Raw genomic sequence first — 21,978 nt, forward strand, 5'->3', positions numbered from 1 at the left:
ATTTATGATTGGCAAATCAAGATTATTTTTGGTTTTTATTACATGTTTTATAGCTGTTCATGCATCATCGCAAACCAAGGTTACAGACTTGGTTTGCGAGTATATGCATAATCCAGTAGGAATAGATATAAAAACGCCGAGGCTCAGTTGGAAGCTGATATCTGATAAACACAATATTTCTCAGAAAGCGTATGAAATCAAGGTCGCATATTCTGAAAAAGATCTTAAAGCAAACAATAATTTATTATGGTATTCAGGAAAGGTTGAGTCTTCTGCTTCTATTCATGTTCAATATCAAGGTCAGCCAATACCATCTTTTAAGAAAGTTTATTGGACTGTAAGAATATGGGATAATAAAGGAAAGTTATCATCTTGGAGTGAACCCTCAACATGGGAGACCGGAGTTATGGATGATGGACAATGGAATAGGGCATCATGGATTTCAGTACATGATGAAGGTAAAATAACAACTTCACTTCCTTCACAATACTATCGTTATGATTTTAATCTTGAGAAGAAAGTTAAGCAGGCAAGAGTCTATATAACTTCATTAGGAACGTATAAGTTGTTTTTGAACGGTTCAAAAGTAAGCAATTATATATTTGGTCCAGGTTGGACAAGTTATCATAAACGTTTACAATACCAGACATACGATGTAACGGAAATGTTGGATAAAGATAATGCTATAGGTGTTATGCTTGGCGACGGATGGTATCGCGGACGTATGGGTTGGCAGAACGACAGGGCATATTATGGCAATCGGTTGGGATTGCTTTTTATGATGCATCTTATATATTCAGATGGTACTGAAAAATGGATAACTTCAAATAAGGATTGGAAATGGTCTTACGGACCGATTATGTGGTCAGATCATTATGATGGAGAATGTTATGATTTGAACAAAGAACTTACGGGTTGGAATCTGGCTGATTACAATGACGGAGAGTGGCATAAAGTAGAACTATTGGATGTTACGAAAGACAATCTTGTAGCCAATGTTAATGAACTTCCTAAGATTATAAAGGAACTTAAACCAATAGATGTGTTTATTTCTCCTAAAGGGGAATTAATAGCAGATTTGGGACAAAATATAGTCGGTAACATTCGTCTGAAAGTTAAGGGACTTCCGGGAGATACTATAGTAATGAAGTATGCCGAAGTCCTTGATAATGAAGGAAATTTCTATACAGCAAATCTTCGAAGTGCTAAGGCAACAGACTATTTGATATTGAAAGATGAGTCGGAAGTCGTTTATGAACCGAACTTTACTTTTCATGGTTTCAGATATGTTCATTTGCAGGGACTGCGTAATCCACTTCCCAAGGATGATTTGACAGGTCTTGCCATACATTCTCCTATGAGAGAAACCGGTCATTTCGAGTGTTCTGATTCTTTATTGAACAGACTACAGAAAAATATTGAATGGGGACAGAGAGATAATTTCCTTGATGTGCCTACAGACTGTCCTCAACGAGATGAACGGTTGGGATGGACAGGCGATGCTCAGGTATTCAGTATGACTGCTGCATATAATTTTGATGTCGCGACATTCTATACCAAATGGCTTAAAGATCTGGCTGCAGACCAGCTTGAAGATGGTAGGGTACCCGTTGTAATACCTGACGTAGTTCCAAAATTAAAAGGAAGTGCCGCCTGGGCAGATGCTGTGATAATAGTTCCATGGACAATGTATAGGGTATATGGTGACATACGTATTCTTGAAGAACAATATGACAGCATGGTAAAATGGGTGGAATACATGGCGAAAAAGGCTGGTAAAAGTTATCTGTGGAAAAATGATTTCCATTGGGGAGACTGGCTTGCTTTCACATCAACAAGGTCAGATTATCCTGGAGCTACAACAGAAAAAGACTTGATTGCCAATTCTTATTTCAGATACAGCTCAATGCTGTTATCAAAAATAGCCTCTATTATAGGAAAACATGAGGATTCACGAAAGTGGGCTGAATTGTCAGAAAACGTGAAGAGTGCTTTTATTAAAGAGTTTGTCACTCCAAACGGACGATTGGTATCACATACCCAGACAGCATATCTGCTGGCATTGTCTTTTGACATGTTGCCTGATTCTCTTAAACCAAAAGCAGCAAATTATCTTGCTCAGGATGTGGAAAAGTTCAAACATCTTACTACAGGTTTTGTAGGAACCCCATTATTGTGTAACGTTTTGTCTGATATTGGTCGGGATGATTTGGCTTTTATGTTATTGATGCGTAAAGAATATCCATCCTGGTTGTATCCGGTAACAAAAGGTGCAACTACAATATGGGAAAGATGGAACTGCATACTGCCTGACGGTTCTTTCCATCCTATGGGTATGAACAGTTTCAATCATTATGCCTACGGGGCAATAGGTGAATGGATGTATAGCTATATTGGAGGAATAAAATCCAATCCTGAATATCCGGCTTACAAATACTTCACACTATCACCTCATGTCGGAGGTGGGCTTAATTATGCTAAAGGTGAACTTATTACCATGTATGGCAAGATATTGTCTTCGTGGAATATTACTAGAGGGATTTTTAACTATGAGATAGAAATACCATGTAATACATCTGCTAAAGTAATTTTACCAAATGCTAAAGTTGCAGACGTATTGGTAGATAATAAGGCTTTGGTAAACAATAAGTCTTTAGACTTTAAAGCAGAAGGAAAAAATGTAATAATTAAATTAGGCTCTGGAATGTATAAAATTGAATATAAATATAACAATTGAATAAACAGATGAAAAGATTTTTTTTAACGGTAGGATTGTTTTGTTCGGTTTGTAATTTCTGGGCACAGACATTAAAACACCCTGTAATTTGGATTACTGAGGAAGAAAGACCGGCATTAATTGATAAAATAAATAATGATGATTGGGCAAATGATATTTATGTTCAGTTGCGACACAATGTAGATTCAGTTCGTGATAATTATTTCTTAAATCCGGATTCTTTATATAGGGCAATACCCGCATTAGGAGGACATATGCCAAAGCATAATGCTTTGTTGACCAATATTGCAGAGTCATCAATGTTGTACTATATTACTAAAGATGAGTCTTATGCCAGATATTCTGCTGATGTCTTGTGGTATTACCTGAGTAAAATATCCAAGTTGATTCCACAGACAACACAGGTAATGGGAGATTCGTTTTATGATCCGCGTACATGCTATAATATGTTGGCTACAACATACGATTTCATATACAATTATCTGAATTCAGGAAAGACAGAAATTTATGATGTGACTTCAGGCAATCACATAAAATATGATGATTCGGTTTCACAGAAAGCATTTGCCAATATTGTAGGTAATATACTTCAGGAATATGGACGTCCTGACAAACATGGACACATAATCTCAAACCATCCAATACTTACTGCTCCCGGTGCATTATATTCAATCCTTTGTATAGAGGATGACAAAGAACGTGAACGACTGTTCGATGTATTCTGGAACAAAGGAACATGGCATCAGTCTTCTTTTCAGCATACCATACTTCCTATGTTTTCCAGTCAGGGTATATGGCCGGAATCATTAAGTTATAGCTATATGCCTAATATCTCTTTAATTCTTAATATAGTTGACAGAATTAAACCTGAGATGAATGTAATAGCAGATAATATGCATGTGTTCGAGGGTACATTCCTTTTTGAAAACCTGAGAAATCCGGACAGACGTTTTGTACGTTATGGAGATTCGAAGAGAACTGTTGACCTTACAGAATATAATTATCTATATATCTTGGATATTGCCAAACGTAATAATCTGAAGACACTTCAGAAAGATGCAGAGTTGGCTTTATTGCAGAAGTATGAGGCAGAAGGTGGCAGACAACCAAAAATAAGTAACCAGCAATATGATAATGCAAGTTATCTTAAGTTGTTCTGGGGACATAATCTTCCAGACAAGAAAGTTGAAAAGTTCAATTATACTCCTACTGTGATTATTAAGCATGCCGGTGTAGCTCTTCAAAGAAACTATGTTGAAAAAGACAATGTGGATTATGGCCTTTGTGGTATAATTGGTGGAGCACATTATGTTCATTCACATCTTACGGGTATAGCGATGGAACTTTATGGTGCCGGATATGTAATGGGACCTAATGCCGGTCTTCCACTTACCGTTGCTGAAAGGCAGATTCCTCTTCATGAACACTATTTCCGTTTATATGCCGGTAATAATACGGTTGTTGTCAATGGCACTTCTCATGGTCTTGACGAAGGTTCATGGAAAGGAAAGGCTAATGTATGGCAGAATACAGTCGAGAATATAGCATGTGAACCTGCACATTTGCAGCAACCTGTATCAGACAACTTCAGTTTTGCAACGCAATATCTTAATGATACTGTAAATAATTGTATTCAGGAACGTACTTTGGCTGTAGTTCGTACAAGTGATACCACAGGATATTATTTTGATATGTTCAGGTCTGAATCTAAGTCAGAAAATAAATTTCATGACTATATTTATCATAATGTCGGTGACAGAGTCTCTTTTGCAGGTAGTGATGGTAAATCAATAGATGTAGAAATCACTGACAGGTATAAGAATGATATTGGTGATGTGGTTAAATCACCGGGATGGAGATTTTTTGAAGATACAAAAACTACAAAGCCTGTTTCTGACGAAGTTAAAGTTAGGTTTGATATAGATTACGACAATAAGTACATGCATGTATTCTTCCCGGCAGGTACGGAAAAGGAATTTACCAAAGCCATTGCTCCTCCTACACGTGAAGCTAAGAATGGATATGTAAAGAAGAATACACCGGTGATGGTGGTCCGCCAAAAAGGAGAGGCATGGAACCGTCCTTTCGTTGCTGCTTTTGAGCCGTCAGGAAATAAAAAATCAAGTATTGTATCTACTGAACAGTTGACTTACAAGGATAAAGTTGTAGGTATGAAAGTGGTTACTGAATTGGATAAAAATACTATTACAGATTATATCATCTGTATGGATAGTGATAATGGTAAATTTATAGACAAGAAACTTGGAATTGAGTTTGAAGGACGTTTTGGTATAGTGAGAATAGGCAGTAATTCAAATGTTTATTTGTATATAGGTAAGGGAAAGCAATTATCATTTAAGGAGTATAAAGTTCAGGCTGATTTCTCAGAAAAAGTATTTAAACAGTTCTGAATGTCGTGTCTAACTTGATTTTTGAACAAATAAATATAATATTATGTCAAAAACAAAAGTATTGGTAGCTGCCGTCATTGCAGCTGCAGCATTAGGTTCGTTATATTATTTTACCGGTAGTAGTACAGAAAAAACATTGGAACCGGTGTTCGTTTCAAAGGAAAAACAGATTACCGAGAAACTGTTGGTTGATTCAGTTTGGGCAGCAAACAGAGTATTTTTTGATCTTAAAACTGTAGGTGATACTCAGTTTGTGGCTTATTATGACAAAAACAGAATGATGACAGTTGCCAGCAGAAAGATTGGTGATAAGGACTGGAACAGGAAAACATTACCAAACAAGTTGGAATGGGATTCTCATAATCTTGTGACTTTAGGAATAGACAAGGAAGGTTATATTCACGTGTCCGGTAATATGCATGCGGTTCCTATGATATATTTCCGCAGTACTAAACCATACGATGTTCAGTCAATGGAGCAGGTGAAGTATATGGTTGGCGAGAAAGACGAACAGAGAGTGACATATCCAAACTTTTTCAATAATGCCGACAACGAGTTGTTCTATGTCTATCGTTCAGGTGGTAGCGGTAGTGGAGACATCTTCGTCAACAAATATAATGTGGAGAAGAAGGCTTGGGAGAGATACTTCAGCGAAGCTCTTTTCAGAGGTATTAATCCTGAAACAAAGGAAACCCGTTCCGCATATCATACTCTGACTATTGATAATGATGGGGTAGCCCATATCACTTGGATGTGGAGATGGACTCCCCAAGTTGCGTCATGTCATCAGCTTTCATACGTAATGTCGAAAGATTTAAAGCATTGGTATAATATCGAGGGCAAGGAAGTGAAATTACCTTTGGTTCCAGATATGAAAGAAGTTATAGTGGATAATGTTCCATCTGAAGGTGGTTTGCACAATGGTAAATATAAAATGATTCTTGATAAGGACAAGAAACCTATTATTGCCTACTCTAAATACGACGAGAAGGGATTCACTCAGTTATATTTGACTAAATTCATTGATGGAAAATGGATGTCTAAGAAGATTAGCGACTGGACATTCCGTTGGAAGTTCGTTGGTGGAGGTGATAAAATGACACCTGGATGCAATTTCAGTTTTGTGGGATTCTCAGAAAAGGGAAATCTTGTAATAGACTGGAGTAATGAAACCGGACAGAAAGGTATCTATGTAGTAAATTCGGATACGTTTGAATTTGTAAACGAGAATGATACATATACCACTCAGTATCCTTTAGCCGTAAAGCAGAAGGAAATCTCCGAACTTAATCTTCAGATTAAGGATGATGATACATATAGAGCATCCAATGGTGTTCAGTATGTTTTGAAATGGGAAACAGAAAAAGTAAGTCATCGTGGCAGTGCTCCAAAAGTCATTCCTGATGGCCCGGTTGTACCGTTGTATCTATTTGGTTTGAAATAATTTTTTCTCATAATTAAAAACGTAAATATCTCATAACTTGTGACAGATTCCGGTAATTCTAATTTCATAATAAAGGGATAAAAATATAATTAAAGGTTAAGAATTAGGTTTGATTTATTTTCACATCTTTCACAGTGTTACCGGGATCAATGTCGCAAGTTATTATTGTTTAATCTTAATATTCCTACATGAAACATCTGTTAGTTACAATATTTTTACTACAGTTCCTATCTATATGTAATTTATATTCTATAAATGTAAATCCACCGGTTGGAAAAATTGCAATTGTTGCAGATGGCAATTCACCCGATCCTGACGACTTGGGAGGTACTGCTGTAACTTTGGCTCTTTTAAGAGCCGCAGGACTCGAATATCGTTTGGTACATTATTCACACAGCTGCGATTTGGTTCGGCCGGATAGAATTAGTTCTGAGGCAGAAAAGGAGCGTCATCTGATGATGCAGCTTAGTTGTGACATTACAGCCCGCAGATGGGGAGGGTTTGAACATATTACATTTTATGATGCTAAATGGCAAACTGAAGAAACTGTGTGTCAGTTGCGTGACGCGATTAACTCTGCAACTTCTGAAGAACCTTTATGGATTATAGAGGCAGGTGAACCTGATATAATAGGTTTTGCATTGAGTGTTTCAGATAAGTCAAAACATAAGTTTGTCAAGGTTGTAACCCACCATCCGGCGAATGATGATTCAGGTGATTTTTATACTTGGCAACAGATTCTTGACTTTGGGGTTCACGAGGTTCGCATTCCAGACCAGAATATTAATCTGCAAAACAAACTTTCTGATTGGGATTGGGCTCGTGACCATGAAGACGACCGTATTCAGGGATTATGGCTTCAAGGTAAACTGGCGGAAACTGATGATGTTGTCAAATTTCAGAGAGGAAAGTTTGATTGCTCTGATGCCGGTATGGTTATATATTGGATTACAGGTGCAGGAGAAAAGGGACTGAAAGAAGCTACTTCCCAACAGGTTAAGGACTTTTTACTTAATTATATTGATAAAGAAAATTCTAATTAGTTAACGATGAAAAGGATAGTATTTATATTGATTCTTCTAATATCCACAGGTAAGTTATTTTCTCAGCATTGCGAATGCAATACTATCAATTACACTTATTGGATGCTTCAGAAAGAATGGAGCAATGGATTTAAAGCGTTACCGGATGTAAGTACTGATTTAAAGGAGTTTCATTCACAATATTATAAGAATAAAAAACAGTGGAATGCCGTTTTTGCATGGCTTGCAAATACAGACCTTCTTAGTATTCCTGCAGGAAAGTATCCGATTCCTGAAACGGAACTTACGGCTAATATTGAAGATAGCTCGAATCAGCCTCTCAATAAGCGTGGAACAGAATCTCATTATCATCATATTGACTTGCAGTACGTAGTGAAAGGCACCGAACGGTTTGCTCTGCTGGACCATGAGACCTCATATCCTAACAGGGCATATAAACCAGATATAATAGGATATTCATACGATGCGTCAAAGGCAATGTTTATAGATTCTACTCCGGAACGCTTCTTCCTGTTTTTCCCATCCGACTGGCACATAGCGAAAATACAGACAGATAAGAAAGACCAGAATATCAGGGTTGTTGTCATAAAGTTGGATTATATAAAATAAAATATTTACAATGAGAAAAATTCTATTAATATTAATTGCTGTAATAAGCGTATCTTTTGTTACAGCCCAGGATTTGAAATTCTCGTCACTGAAATGCGAAATGATGGAGTCTCCTATATCGGTTGATACATCTCATCCTACATTTTCATGGATAGTACAGGCTGAGGGCTTTGACAGAAGCCAGTCTGCATACGAGATAATAGTCGCAACTGATATCGACCGTCTCACATCCCATAAAGCAGATATGTGGAAATCGGGTAAAGTCAAGTCTTCGCAATCGGCTTTTGTGAGATATATAGGAAAAAATCTGAAACCTTTGACTTCTTATTATTGGATGGTAAGAATATGGGATGAAGATGGCAAGTCTTCCAAGTGGTCTGATCCGGCTAAGTTTGAGACAGGACTTATGGACGACGAATCACAGTGGCATGAAGCAAAATGGATAACTCTGAGCAATGATACCAGAAAGTCAGAACATCGTTTCCGTGAATTCAAGACAGGAGCAATGAAGGAACCTGTAATGGTTACAAGCCAGCCTGTGGGATATTTCAGAAACGAGGCTCTTCTGGATAAAGAGATAAAATCTGCCCGTGCATATATTTGTGGTTTGGGATATTATGAACTTTATATCAATGGAAAGAAAGTAGGCGATCATGTTCTTGACCCGGCACCTTCAAATTACGACAAACAGGCCTATTACGTGGCATACGATGTTACCGAGAATCTTTCTTCAGGAAAGAATACTTTGGGAATAATCCTTGGAAACGGTTTCTATGGACAGAATTTATCATGGAAAAACAATCCTGAAGCAGATAAAAACCTGTCTTTTGGTGTACCTGCTGCAAGAATGGTTGTTAAGGTGGAATATACAGACGGAACCGGCCAATATATTGTGACTGATGGTGAATGGAAAAATTCAACGGGTCCGATAGTTTTCGATAATATTTATGGCGGTGAGATATATGATTCACGTTACAGCATCGAAGGATGGAACCGAAATGGTTATAATGATTCTCAATGGACAAATACTTCTGTTATAACTCCTGAAATTAAGAAAGTAAGCGCTCAGAATATGCCGCCTATCAGAGTTCTTGAAGAAATAAAACCAGTAAGGATGTTCAAGGCTTCAGATGGCAAATGGATTATCGATTATGGAAAGAACATTGCCGGATGGGTAAAGATTAAGGCGAACGGTAAGACCGGAGATGTACTTAAAATCAGTACATACGAGTGTCTGACACAAGATGGAAAGGATGTATTTGCCGGTTCTACCGGTGGAAGTGCAAATGGTATGGCACAGTGGTTCAATTACATTTTCAGTAGAAATGGAACAGAAGAATGGGAACCGCATTTTTCATACCACGGATTCCGTTATGCGAAAGTCGATGAAGGTATAGAAGGCAAGCCGGCTGAAGATATGGTTACGGCTGTACTTGTTGCAACAGATATACAGCAGAATGGTAGTTTCTTATGCTCTGAACCACTTTATAATAAGATGGACACAATAAGCCGTCTGACAATTGTAGATAATATACATGGTATTCCGGAAGATTGTCCGCACAGAGAGAAATGTGGCTGGTTAGGTGATGCACATGCATTTTGCGAATACGCTTTGTATAACTATGATATGCTTAATTTCTACAAGAAATACATGCAGGATATACGCACTCAGTGCCGTCCGTCTAAAGCAGGCGATAAGTCCGGAAAAATATTTCGTGTTCCAACTATGATTGCTCCCGGTAAACGTACATCAAATGTCGCTCTTATTGACTGGGGAGTAGCTACAGTATATTTGCCTTGGTATAACTATATCCATTATGGAGATGACTCAATGATTAAGGAGTTCTATCCTACCATGAAAGAACTTATGGAGTATTACCTGACATTTAAGGATAAAGACGGTATTATGCAGAATGGTATGGGAGACTGGTGTCCTCCACTTTGGGATAGGAAGAATAATCCGTCAGCAATGGAATGTCATCCGGTAATATCTGCCAATGCCTATTTCTACGATGTCCTGGGTATAATGGCCCGTTTTGCAAAAATGAATGGTGATGATGATTATGCCAATAAGATGCAGACAGAACAGAAACAGCTTTTTGATGCTTTCAATAAGGCATATCTCAAACGCATACCATTGTCCGGTGCCTTATGGTACGGCAGTCAGACCGCTACCGTTATGGCCCTCCGTTTCGGCATGGTTCCCGAAGATAAGATTAAGGATGTAGTCGAAGGTCTGGTATACGATATTGAGGCTGTAAAAGGAATGCATCATGCAGTGGGAATACACGGTATGCGATATATATATACAGTGTTGGCCGAGCATGGGTTTAGCGATCTTGCCCATACCATACTTACTATACCTACATTCCCAAGTCAGACCTATATTATGAATTATGGCTTTACCACATGGCCTGAACGCCAGTTCTACTGGGATATGATGCCACAATTGTCGAACTCTCTTAATCACCCTATGCACAGTGGTTTTGCCGCATATTTCTACGAAATGATTGGAGGAGTGCAAAGCAGCCGTCAAGAGCCGGGGTATAAGGAATTCTGTGTCAATCCCGTTTCACCTTCGGGTATGACATTTGCCAAAGTTACAGTGCCAACAGTTTATGGAAATATTAAATCTGCATGGGAAAAGAAAGGTGATGAGTTCGTATTGAATGTGTCAGTGCCTTTCAATACCAAGGCTAATGTCAGTATATCTCAGAAACAATATGGCAGCTTGAAAATCAATGGTAAACAAGTGTCAGATATTCCTTCTATAAGATATGATTCGGAAAATCAGATACTTATATTAGGTTCTGGCGATTATAAACTTATAACCAAGAATTAACACATAATGAAAAAACTTTTATCAGCAATATTTATTGCAGCAGCCGGTATCAGTAGTGTATCGGCTGCAAAACTTCAACATCCTTGTTTGCTGTTTACTCAGGATGAAGTTCAGCAGATGCGTGAAAAATCACTCTCCACACAATGGCTTAAAGATATGCGTGAAGTGGTAGTAAAGGATGCCGATTCCATGCTCTCGCTTCAGACAGAACCATATCTTCTGGAGGATGAAAGCAAACATCTGTATTTTGGAATAGCGGGTCGAGGTGTTCAGGTAAATGTCCTCAATTTAGCCCTTGCCGGTTATCTGACAGGTGAGCAGAAATACATTGAAAAAGCAAAAGAAGTCCTGTTGGCAGTTGTACGCCAGACAGAACCTGATAATAACAAGAATTGGGAACACCATCATCAGGCATCCGATGCCGCACAGGGAGTGGTTCTAGGTTATGACATGCTATATCCATATATGTCTGATTCAGAGAGGGCAGAAGTTTTGGATGAGATAGAAAAGTTCGGAAAGTATCTATACGTATCTGCCGGTGTATGGGGAACTTTTGATAAAGGCTCTACATCGTGCAATCACAATTCTGTACACCACGGAGCCTTGGGACTTTGTGCTCTTGTAACAGGCAGTCATCAGGAATGGCTTGACCGTGCCATACAGCGTACAGAGGGTTTCTACACATATTGTGCCGACGAGACTGGTTATGTTACAGAAGGACATCACTACCTTTCATACGGCTTTGGAGGCGCATTCCCTTTTACCCAGGCTCTAAAGAATCTTACAGGTTATGATTTATTTGAGAAGTATAAGTCTCTGATAAGTCAGGCTGGTGAACAGATTCTTTGGAATCTTCTTCCGGATGGAGGTATGACTGTGTTGAACGACAGTTATAGCGCACCTGTAGGAGAGACTGTTGCATATAGTGCAATGCTTTTCAATAAACCACAGCAGCTATGGGCATGGCTTAAGTTTGCAGAAGACATTCCCGGACAGAAAGAAATGAACTATTATGAGAAAAGGGCAAAGTTTTATCTTGGTTTAAGCTATACAAAGCGAGGTAAATATTTCAGTGCCCCATACGGATTGCCTTATACACGGTTTTTCCTTTTCCTGCCTGATGCCAAATATACAGCAACAGAATCTCCTGAAGTAGGAAAAACTCCGTTGACGAAGGTTTTTCAGAGTGGACGGGTTTTTATGCGTAGCGGGTGGAACGATACAAATGACGCTCATGTCTCATTCACATCAGGATATGACTTTCATCATGGACATAATCACCGCGATGAAAACTCTTTTACGTTCTATTCATTGGGTGAAACATTCATTAACGACCCTATTTATTGGCCGAAATACAGCAACTGCCATTCTACACTTGGTATAGACGGAAAGGAACAGTTTGTTCAGTTTGGCGAGGTTTATAATCCTAAAGCCAGTATGACAGAAGGGCGGATTCAGACAGTCCGTGAAGATGAAAACGGAGTTTTTGTACGTGGTGAGGCAAAAGGCGCATACGATTATAAAGAAGGTATAGACTATTCGAACAGAAAATTGTATTTTGTACGTAACGCTCCATATTCACCATACGTGATTTTCCGTGACGATGCAGCCATGCGTGATGCGTCTGAAGTTGAATTCGTCTCACGACTCATCACTAAACCGGAACATAAAGTAACATCTGAAGGCAAAGCTGCAATTATTACCACTTCCTCAGGAGCTAAAGCCATGATACTTACATATAGTGGCGATGTACAAATAAATGTTGTAAATGATGATATGAAAGGTGAGACATTCTTTGCACAGGTTAATGGAGGGGATTTCCTTTGTACGGATTATTTTAAACGACTCAGCTCTACTGTAACAGCTGTCAATCCGCGTTTCACTACTATTGTCATTCCATATTTTAAAAAAGAAGAACTGCCAACTATTGGAGTAGAACGACGTGCTGATGATATAATATGGACACTTAGTTTTTCTTCGGGTGAAAAACATTTAATTACTCTCACAGACTCAGACATATCAATAGATATAATTTAATAATCTTTTTGTTATGTTCATCTGTCCGGAAATTCGGAACTTTTTATTCCGGATTTTCGTACTTTCTTTATTGTATATTTCTGCCAAAATGAACAATAATTTATATAATGATATGATATTACATTTTAATGAACGAATACTGATTAAGAAACCAATGATTATAAATTTATAAATAATTAATGTAATAACGTAAATATCTTTGAAATGAAAAAACATCTTCTTTTCTTATTCTTATTTGTTGTAGCCAGTGCTGCGGCATCAGTTACTCCGAAATGGATTTGGATAGACAATAACGATGCTCCGAATACATGGGCATGTTTCAGAAAAACATTAGACATAGACAATGTCCCTTCATCAGAAGTATATGCCGATATTGCTGTCGACAGTAAATATTGGTTGTGGGTTAATGGTCAACAAGTTGTTTTTGAAGGAGGCCTTGCCGGCTCTCCAAGTCAAGCAGGGAAATGGGACAGAAAGGCTAAGATTACACCAAGCAATACATGGTTTGAAAGAGTAAATATCCAGCCATATCTGAAAAAAGGTAAAAATGTCATTTCTGTTTTGGCATGGTATTGGGGTAGGGAAACCCATAAAGGTACATATATCAAGAAAAGAGGTGGTTTTTTGTTTTCATCTGAAATAAACGGTCAGGGCATTTCGTCGGATTCTTCATGGAAAGCAAGTCGCCATGTAGCATACGATACAACCGGATGTACTGCTTCTAAAGCTATAGTTCCTTTCAAAATCAAGTATGACGCAAGAAAGAATATGAATGAATGGTTCATGCCTGAATACAACGATAGTCAGTGGACTAAAGCAGTTGTTCTTGGAAACAAAGGTGATGCGCCATGGCATAATTTGGTGGAAAGAAACTTCCCTAGACCTGTTAACCATGGGCTTTTGGAATATGCCAATGATAAAGAACTTGGGTTCCCTTTCGATGGAAACGGTAAAACTGTGGTATGTAAATTGCCTTTCAATAAGCAGATTACACCGTGGCTTAAAGTAGAATCTCAAGGGGGTGATACAATATTTATAAGTACTGACAATCCTAAAAATGCCATAACAGCTCATTATATTACCCGTCCGGGCAGACAGACATTTGAGTGTTATTCATGGATGAATGGTCACGACGTAAGATATACAGTTCCAAAAGGAGTAAAGGTTCTTTCTCTTAAATACAGATGGATTACTGTTGGTGAGATGGCCGGAAAATTCCAGATAGATGATCCTTTTTATCAGAGGCTGTGGGATATGTGTTATAACACATTGTTTGTCTGTGCCCGTGATAATTTTATGGATTGCCCTGACAGGGAAAGAGCCTTGTGGATTGGTGATGTAGCCGACCAGACCAGCTATCTTTTCTATTCAATGGATGATGCCGGACGCAAGCTTCTGAGGATGGCAATCATATCTACCATGTGTTTCAGCGATAATAAGGTAATCGGTGCCTTAGGTCCGCTTCGTGTTCGTGAACTTGTATGTCAGAGCCTTCAGTTTATAGCGCAGTGTATATGGCCATACTATATAAATACAGGTGACAAGGCTACTCTGTCAGAAGTTTATCCTTTCGTATATGATTATCTTTCATTGTTTCCTATGAAGGAAAATGGTCTTCCTGAATATAGAAAAGGTAAAAGTCCGGATACATGGGACTGGCTTGACTGGGGTGTGAAAGGAACAATAGACAATGAACCAATTCAGGTAGCTTTCTATTATATGGCTCTTGACAAGGCAAGAGAAATGGCATTGTTACTTGGTAAGTCCGATGATGTAAAATGGTATGAGGATAGAATGAAATCTATAAAGACTAATTATGACAAGTGTTTCTGGCAGAATGGTTTCTATAGTTCAAATCCGGCAAAATTCAAGGATGACCGTGCAAATGCCATTGCCATAGTCTCAGGTGTGGCATCTTCGGATAAATATCAGCAGATTGTTGACAATGTTCTTACAAAGAATTATTATTCCAGTCCTCATTTCGAATGGATTGTAGAGGATGCAATGTGTATAGCCGGTGAATATGGAAAGGCTTTGGAGAGAATGAAAAAACAATACCAAAGCCAGGTTGACAATAAAAAGATGACAACACTTTATGAGTTTTTCCCTAAAGGTGGTTCATATAATCATGCCTGGAATGCTCCAAATGCCATATTGGCCAAATATATTTCGGGAATATATCCTACAAAACCGGGATGGAAGGAGTTTGTTGTAAAACCTCATTTGGTTAATTTCAAATCAATAAAGCAGACAGTTCCTTCCGTCAAAGGTGATATTAGTCTTGAAGTTTCAAGTAATGAGAACACTAAGATAAAACTTTCAACCCCGGATGATACTGAGGCTGTCGTTTACTTGCCTGTACCTGACGGTAAGACATATAAATATGTGTCACTTAATGGTCAGAAGATTTGGACAAAAGGAAAAGGTCTGTCCAGACAGGTTAGTGGTGTTGAGTTTATTGGTGAAGAAACAGGTTTTATAATCTTTAGGGTAAAATCTGGATCATGGACTATTGAAGGCATTATATGATTTTATGAATTAGATTGATATTATTCAGCACTACTGTCCCGTAAAAGTGGATAAATAGCTCTTTGAATTAATTGAAAAATAGTCAATTACGCGGTTTTTTGAAATGAAAGGGACTTGATTTTGCAACTTTGCAGTCTAATACAAATGGCTGCTATGTTCCAAGCCAAATATGTATTCTCTCAATTAACCGCTTTTCTGAACAGGACTTAGTTCAACAACTATGTTCGCAAGTATGATGGCAGCCGATATGTGAAGCATTTCACTTGCTGGAATCAGATGCTCGCGATGATGTTTAGACAACTGAGTAACCATGAGAGTCTGCGAGACTTAATCGTTGCTTTCGAAGCGCATAGGGCTAAGCAATATCATCTTGGGTTAGGTCGTGAACCGATAGCCAAGACAACTCTTGCGACAGCCAACCAGAACCGTGATTACAGACTTTTTGAGGAATTTGCATTTTATATGATGAAGGAAGCCTGCGAGAAGCGGACGACCAACATCCTTGACATTTCCGGAAAGGAATATGCGTTTGATTCAACAACGATTCCGTTATGTCTTGCAACATTCCCATGGGCAAAGTTCCAAGCAAGAAAGGAGGAGTGAAAGCTCATGTCTTATATGACATTGAAGCACAAGTTCCTGCTTTCTATACTGTAACCACTGCATCAAAGCATGATTCTACAGCAATGTCTTCAATCCATTATGAACCAAATGCTTATTATATATTCGACAGGGCTTATGACTCCTTTAAAGAGCTCTATAGGATACATCTTACAGACTCTTTCTTTGTTGTCAGAGTCAAGACGAGCTTAAAGTATAAGACAGTCAAATGGAAGTGAAGATTACCAAAGAACATAATGACTGATGCGGAAGTGAAACTGAGCGGCTATCTCTCCGAGAAGAAATATCCTGAGTCATTCAGACTCGTCCGATATTACGATGAAGAAGATGACCGTGAGTTCACTTTTCTGACGAATGCGAAAAAACTTTCTGCACTGGATATCGCCAATCTTTACAAGAAAAGATGGTTGATAGAACTGTTCTTCAAATGGCTCAAGTGGCACTCAAGATAAAGAAATTCTGGGGTACGGCAGAGAATTCTGTTCGCATACAAATCAGTGTGGCTATTATCACATACTGTCTTGTGGCTTTTGTCCAACATGATATGAAGTTGAAACGCTCAACCGATGAAGTTTTGCAAATTCTTAGTATATCATTGACTGACAAAACCCATTTGCGTGACCTGTTCGACAAGACTGATTTCAATGATATCAAAGAACTAAATGATCCCCTGATTCCGGGGCTATTTGATTAATTGTTTAACTCGTCCCATTTTAGCGGAACACTAATGAATTGGATTTATGAAACAACTATATGCACCCTTTGCCAGACCTTTATATGTAATGACAAAACCTGTTGGGGCGATATGTAATTTAGCTTGTGATTATTGCTACTATCTTGAAAAGTTAAATTTATATAAAGATGCTTTTAAACATGTGATGAGTGATGAACTATTGGAGCGTTTTGTTAAAGAATATATTGCTTCACAAACGATGCAGAAGGTACTTTTTACTTGGCATGGGGGAGAAACATTGATGCGTCCTCTCAGTTTCTATAAAAAGGCAGTAGAATTACAGAAAAAATATTCTGGAGGAAGGAGTATTGATAATTGTATACAGACCAATGGAACATTGCTTACAGATGAATGGTGTCAGTTTTTTAAAGTAAATAATTGGCTTGTGGGTGTTTCTATTGATGGACCGCAAGAGTTTCACGATGAATATCGTCGTAATAAGCAAGGACTTCCTTCGTTTATCAAAGTAATGCGTGGTATAGAGTTGTTGAATAAGTATGGAGTAGAATGGAATGCCATGGCTGTGGTAAATGATTATAATGCTGATTACCCTGTGGAGTTTTATAATTTCTTTAAATCAATAGGCTGTCATTATATCCAATTTGCCCCTATTGTAGAACGAATTTTTAAGCATAATGATGGGCGGCATTTGGCATCTCCTATACAAGATGGAGATAAGATGGCTGATTTTTCTGTAACTCCTGAGCAATGGGGAAATTTCTTATGTTGTCTTTTTGATGAATGGGTGAAAAATGATGTTGGGCAGTATTTTATTCAGCTGTTTGATTCTACCCTTGCTAATTGGGTTGGGGAACAGCCGGGGGTCTGTTCTATGGCTAAAACATGTGGTCATGCAGGAGTTATGGAATTTAACGGTGATGTATATTCTTGTGACCATTATGTATTTCCAGAATATAAATTGGGTAATATCTATCAAAAAACATTAGTAGAAATGATGTATGGAGACAGGCAGCAGGAGTTTGGGTTGATGAAACAGAAATCTTTGCCTACTCAGTGTAAAGAATGTGAGTATTTATTTGCCTGCAATGGTGAATGTCCAAAGAATAGATTTGCTAAAACGATATCTGGAGAACCGGGACTTAATTATTTATGCAAGGGTTACTATAAGTTTTTCAAACATGCAGCTCCGTATATGGACTATATGAAAAAAGAATTGCTTGCAAAACGTGCGCCAGCCAATGTAATGGAAGCTATTAAAAAAAATCTTATAAGCAGAGATTAAAAAAAGATTTTTTGATTTGTTGAGGGTGTAAATTAAACTGTGTCAGCAAAGAGGAAAATAAAATATTAACTTTGCTAATACAGTTTTTTATGAAAGAAGAATTTGATTTTGAGAGTATCAAGAACAAGGCTATTGAATAGTTAAAAGCGGGCAAGCCCTTGTTAGGTAAAGACGGTGCTTTTGCCTCTTTATTGGAAAGTATCCTGAATGCAGCTTTGGAAGGTGAGATGGATGCATATCTTACAGAAGAAGAACGTCAGACAGGTAACCGTCGTAACGGGAAAATGCAAAAACAAATGAGAATACTAAGATAAAACTTGCGACCCCGGATGATACTGAGGCGGTTGTTTACTTGCCTTTACCTGACGGTAAGACATATAAATATGTATCATTCAATGGTCAGAACATATGGACAAAAGGTATGTCCAAACAAGTTAATGGTATTGAGTATGTTGGTGAAGAAACAGGTTTTATAATCTTTAGGGTAAAACCTGGATCATGGACTATTGAAGGCATTCTTTGATTTTATGATTTAGATTGATATTTTTCAGACTAACTCAAATCTATTTTATTTATGAAAAATCTTTGTTCAACTTTATTTTTTATGATGTTTCTTTTGGTGGGTTGTAATTCAAATAAGCAACCCACTGGAGGAATATCCTTGATAGCACTTGAGGATGGATTTAAGAATATTCCGGATAGCCAAAAATTAGCTACATATTGGTATTGGGTATCAGACAATATTTCACAGGAAGGTGTGGTCAAGGATTTACACGCTATGAAGAAAGCCGGTATAAATAGGGCTTTTATCGGCAATATAGGTATTGGTAATGTTCCCTCTGGCAAGGTTAAATTTATGTCGGACGAATGGTGGAATGTCCTGCACAAAGCATTGAAAACCGCGACGGAACTCGGAATTGAAATCGGAATCTTCAACGGCCCTGGTTGGAGTCAGTCCGGAGGTCCTTGGGTTAAACTGGAGCAGAGCATGAAGTATCTTGCTTCAGAAACTTTAAAAGTAAGTGGAAATGGTAGTCTTCAATCTCTTAAACTTCCAGAAGTAGAAGATGGAACAATGATAAAAGTAATTGCCTATCCCGACATTAAGGAAGATTCTTTTTCTGATGAGATAAATAAAAAATCCAATCAGCCTGCTGAACTTGTTATTAACTGGCGCAAGGATTATGATTATCCGAGAACGTTGATAATCAAGGCTACATCGGAAATAAAGACTAAAGCTGTTTTATACGTATATGAAGGTGGGGAATACAAAGAACTGAAATCTTTTGATGTCGACAGAAGCAGAAAAGCTATTAATGTAGGTTTCGATCCGTTCGCTTCTATTGTTGTTTCTTTACCTCAAAATAAAAGTGAAAAGTACAAGCTTCAGTTCTTGAAACCTAGACAGGGAAATCTCAAGGTTACAATGACGTCAAAAGCATGCGTGGAAAGATACCCGGAAAAAACATTGGCTAAGATGTTTCAAAGCGCACAGCCCAAATGGAATTCTTATATGTGGGACTTTCAGGAAGAGACGACAGCCAATGTTGTAGCCCCGGAACAGATAATTGACCTTACGGGTAATGTAAATGATGACGGCTTACTTAACTGGTATGTGCCAGAAGGGGATTGGACAGTTGTTAATTTCTCAATGAAAACAACCGGGCAACAAAATACCCCAGCCACAAAAGAGGCAAGAGGGCTTGAAGTTGATAAAATGAACAAGGCATACCTGAAAGAGCATTATGATGCATTTATAGGTGAGATACTCCGTAGGATACCAGCCGAAGACAGAAAGACTTTCAGGATTGTTGTTATGGACAGTTATGAAACCGGAGGATTGAACTGGACTGATGATATGGAAACTGTTTTCGAGAATACATACGGTTACAGCCCTGTTCCCTACCTGCCGGCAATGAGAGGTGAGGTAGTTGGTTCTGTAGAAATGTCAAACAGATTTTTATGGGATTTGCGCCGTCTGATAGCTGATAGAGTTTCATACGATTACGTAGGTGGACTTAGAGAATTAAGCCATAAGGACGGTTTGATTACTTGGTTGGAGAATTATGGACATTGGGGGTTCCCGGGTGAATTCCTTCAGTATGGAGGACAGTCAGATGAAGTGGCAGGAGAGTTCTGGAGTGAAGGTAACTTGGGAAATATTGAGAATAAAGCGGCTTCTTCGTGTGCCCATATATATGGTAAAAGAAAAGTTTGGGCAGAATCATTTACTGCCAGCAGGAAACCTTTCTCGCGTTACCCTAAATTGATGAAGCAAAGAGGAGACAGATTCTTCACAGAAGGTATAAACAGCACTCTTTTTCATCTTTATATCCAGCAGCCTGACGACCGTAAACCGGGAATTAATGCCTGGTTTGGTAATGAGTTCAACAGAAATAATACGTGGTTTTCTCATTTGGATCTTTTTGTCTCATACCTAAAACGTTGCAATTTCATGCTTCAACAAGGGATATACATTGCCGATGTGGCATATTTTATAGGTGAGGATGCACCGATGATGACAGGTGTGTGTACTCCTGAACTGCCAAAAGGCTACTCGTTTGATTATATTAATGCTGAAGTTCTTATGAAGTATGCAGATGTAGAGGATGGATGTCTGACACTTTCTTCGGGTATGAAGTATAGAGTACTTGTGTTGCCACAATTGGAAACAATGCGTCCTGAGCTTTTGCAGAAATTAAGTACTTTGGTTAAGAAGGGGCTTCTAGTATTGGGACCGTCACCGCTCAGGTCGCCAAGCTTACAGAATTATCCGGAATGTGATGCAAAAGTGAAAACCCTGTCTGCTGAAATGTGGAAAGAAAACCGGGTTAACAAGTATGGTAGTGGTATGGTATATCCCGCAAACTATACTTTGGAAAAGTTGTTTGAGGATATAAATCTGTTTCCGGATATGAAAACTGATGACACTTCACCTTTGCTTTTTATTCATAGAAGTATGTCTGAAGGTGAAATCTATTATGTTTCAAATCAATCGGAGGAAAAATTAAAAACTAGTCCTGTATTTAGAGTAAAAGGTTTGAAACCGGAATTATGGAATCCGTTGACTTCCGAAATAAGAACCTTGCCTGAATATTCTGAGACAGATTGTGGAATATCTGTTCCATTGACATTTGAACCATTGGAGAGCTTCTTTATAATATTCAGAAAAGAAACTAAAGATGCTTTAAGTAATGAAAATTTTCCAAGTCATAATGAAATAGCTAACATACGTGGTCCATGGAAAATCAGTTTTGAAAGTGGTAGAGGAGCTCCTGAAGTACCGATAGTTATGGATAGTCTGGTGGATTTGTCTGTTTATCCGGATAAAAGAGTAAATTATTTCTCCGGTATATCTACTTATTCAACATCTTTTGAATTCGAATCAGATGTCAATAAAAAGCCTTTGTATCTTGATTTGGGAAAAGTTATGGTAATGGCTAAGGTCAAGATAAACGGGAAGTATGTAGGTGGAGTATGGACAGATCCGTATGTTTTGCCTGTCTCTGATTATATTGTTAAAGGTAAGAATGATTTGGAAATAGAGGTTGTCAACACATGGATGAACAGGCTGATAGGAGACTTGTCTTTGCCGGAAGAAAAACGTATAGGTTGGACTGTTATGATGACTTGGAGCAAAGATACTCCACTTCAGTCATCAGGACTATTGGGCCCTGTAAGATTGTTTTCGTACTAAAATGTCATCCTGCTTAATTTAAATTAGAAATC

10 protein-coding genes and 2 pseudogenes are annotated in these 21,978 nt (G+C 38.2%); all 12 read left to right on the top strand.

Annotated elements, in window-relative coordinates; translation table 11 throughout:
* Positions 1-4 precede the first annotated feature (4 nt).
* Positions 5-2,737, top strand: coding sequence for an alpha-L-rhamnosidase (locus tag OIM59_RS02535; RefSeq protein ID WP_303894736.1), 2,733 nt, complete (start codon positions 5-7; stop codon positions 2,735-2,737).
* Between the two features lie 8 nt (positions 2,738-2,745).
* The gene (locus OIM59_RS02540; protein WP_303894737.1) at positions 2,746-5,148 is read left to right on the top strand and encodes a hypothetical protein; all 2,403 of its coding nucleotides are present in this window, start codon (positions 2,746-2,748) and stop codon (positions 5,146-5,148) included.
* A gap of 43 nt (positions 5,149-5,191) precedes the next feature.
* Positions 5,192-6,592: a BNR repeat-containing protein gene (locus OIM59_RS02545; RefSeq protein ID WP_303894741.1), complete on the top strand. Its 1,401-nt coding sequence runs from the start codon at positions 5,192-5,194 to the stop codon at positions 6,590-6,592.
* A gap of 188 nt (positions 6,593-6,780) precedes the next feature.
* On the top strand, positions 6,781-7,635 hold the full coding sequence (locus OIM59_RS02550; protein ID WP_303894744.1) for a hypothetical protein: 855 nt from the start codon (positions 6,781-6,783) through the stop codon (positions 7,633-7,635).
* Positions 7,636-7,641: 6 nt separating this feature from the next.
* Complete coding sequence (locus tag OIM59_RS02555; protein ID WP_303894747.1) at positions 7,642-8,244, top strand: YhcH/YjgK/YiaL family protein; 603 nt, start codon at positions 7,642-7,644, stop codon at positions 8,242-8,244.
* A 10-nt stretch (positions 8,245-8,254) separates the two neighbouring features.
* Positions 8,255-11,086 carry a family 78 glycoside hydrolase catalytic domain gene (locus OIM59_RS02560; protein ID WP_303894750.1) on the top strand — a complete coding sequence of 944 codons (2,832 nt, stop codon included), beginning with the start codon at positions 8,255-8,257 and terminating at the stop codon, positions 11,084-11,086.
* 6 nt (positions 11,087-11,092) lie between these two features.
* Positions 11,093-13,123, top strand: a complete 2,031-nt coding sequence (locus OIM59_RS02565) for a DUF4962 domain-containing protein (RefSeq protein ID WP_303894753.1) — start codon at positions 11,093-11,095, stop codon at positions 13,121-13,123.
* Positions 13,124-13,327: 204 nt separating this feature from the next.
* Positions 13,328-15,652 carry an alpha-L-rhamnosidase C-terminal domain-containing protein gene (locus OIM59_RS02570; protein ID WP_303894756.1) on the top strand — a complete coding sequence of 775 codons (2,325 nt, stop codon included), beginning with the start codon at positions 13,328-13,330 and terminating at the stop codon, positions 15,650-15,652.
* Positions 15,653-15,805: 153 nt separating this feature from the next.
* Positions 15,806-16,967 (top strand): annotated as a pseudogene (locus OIM59_RS18660) (IS4 family transposase).
* A 46-nt stretch (positions 16,968-17,013) separates the two neighbouring features.
* Positions 17,014-18,249: an anaerobic sulfatase-maturation protein gene (locus OIM59_RS02590; protein WP_303894768.1), complete on the top strand. Its 1,236-nt coding sequence runs from the start codon at positions 17,014-17,016 to the stop codon at positions 18,247-18,249.
* A 158-nt stretch (positions 18,250-18,407) separates the two neighbouring features.
* Positions 18,408-18,548: pseudogene (locus tag OIM59_RS02595) on the top strand (IS256 family transposase); the annotation flags it as partial.
* A gap of 275 nt (positions 18,549-18,823) precedes the next feature.
* On the top strand, positions 18,824-21,946 hold the full coding sequence (locus OIM59_RS02600; protein WP_303894771.1) for a glycosyl hydrolase: 3,123 nt from the start codon (positions 18,824-18,826) through the stop codon (positions 21,944-21,946).
* Positions 21,947-21,978 lie beyond the last annotated feature (32 nt).

The organism is Bacteroides mediterraneensis (assembly GCF_025993685.1).
Classification (GTDB): Bacteria; Bacteroidota; Bacteroidia; order Bacteroidales; family Bacteroidaceae; genus Phocaeicola; species Phocaeicola mediterraneensis_A.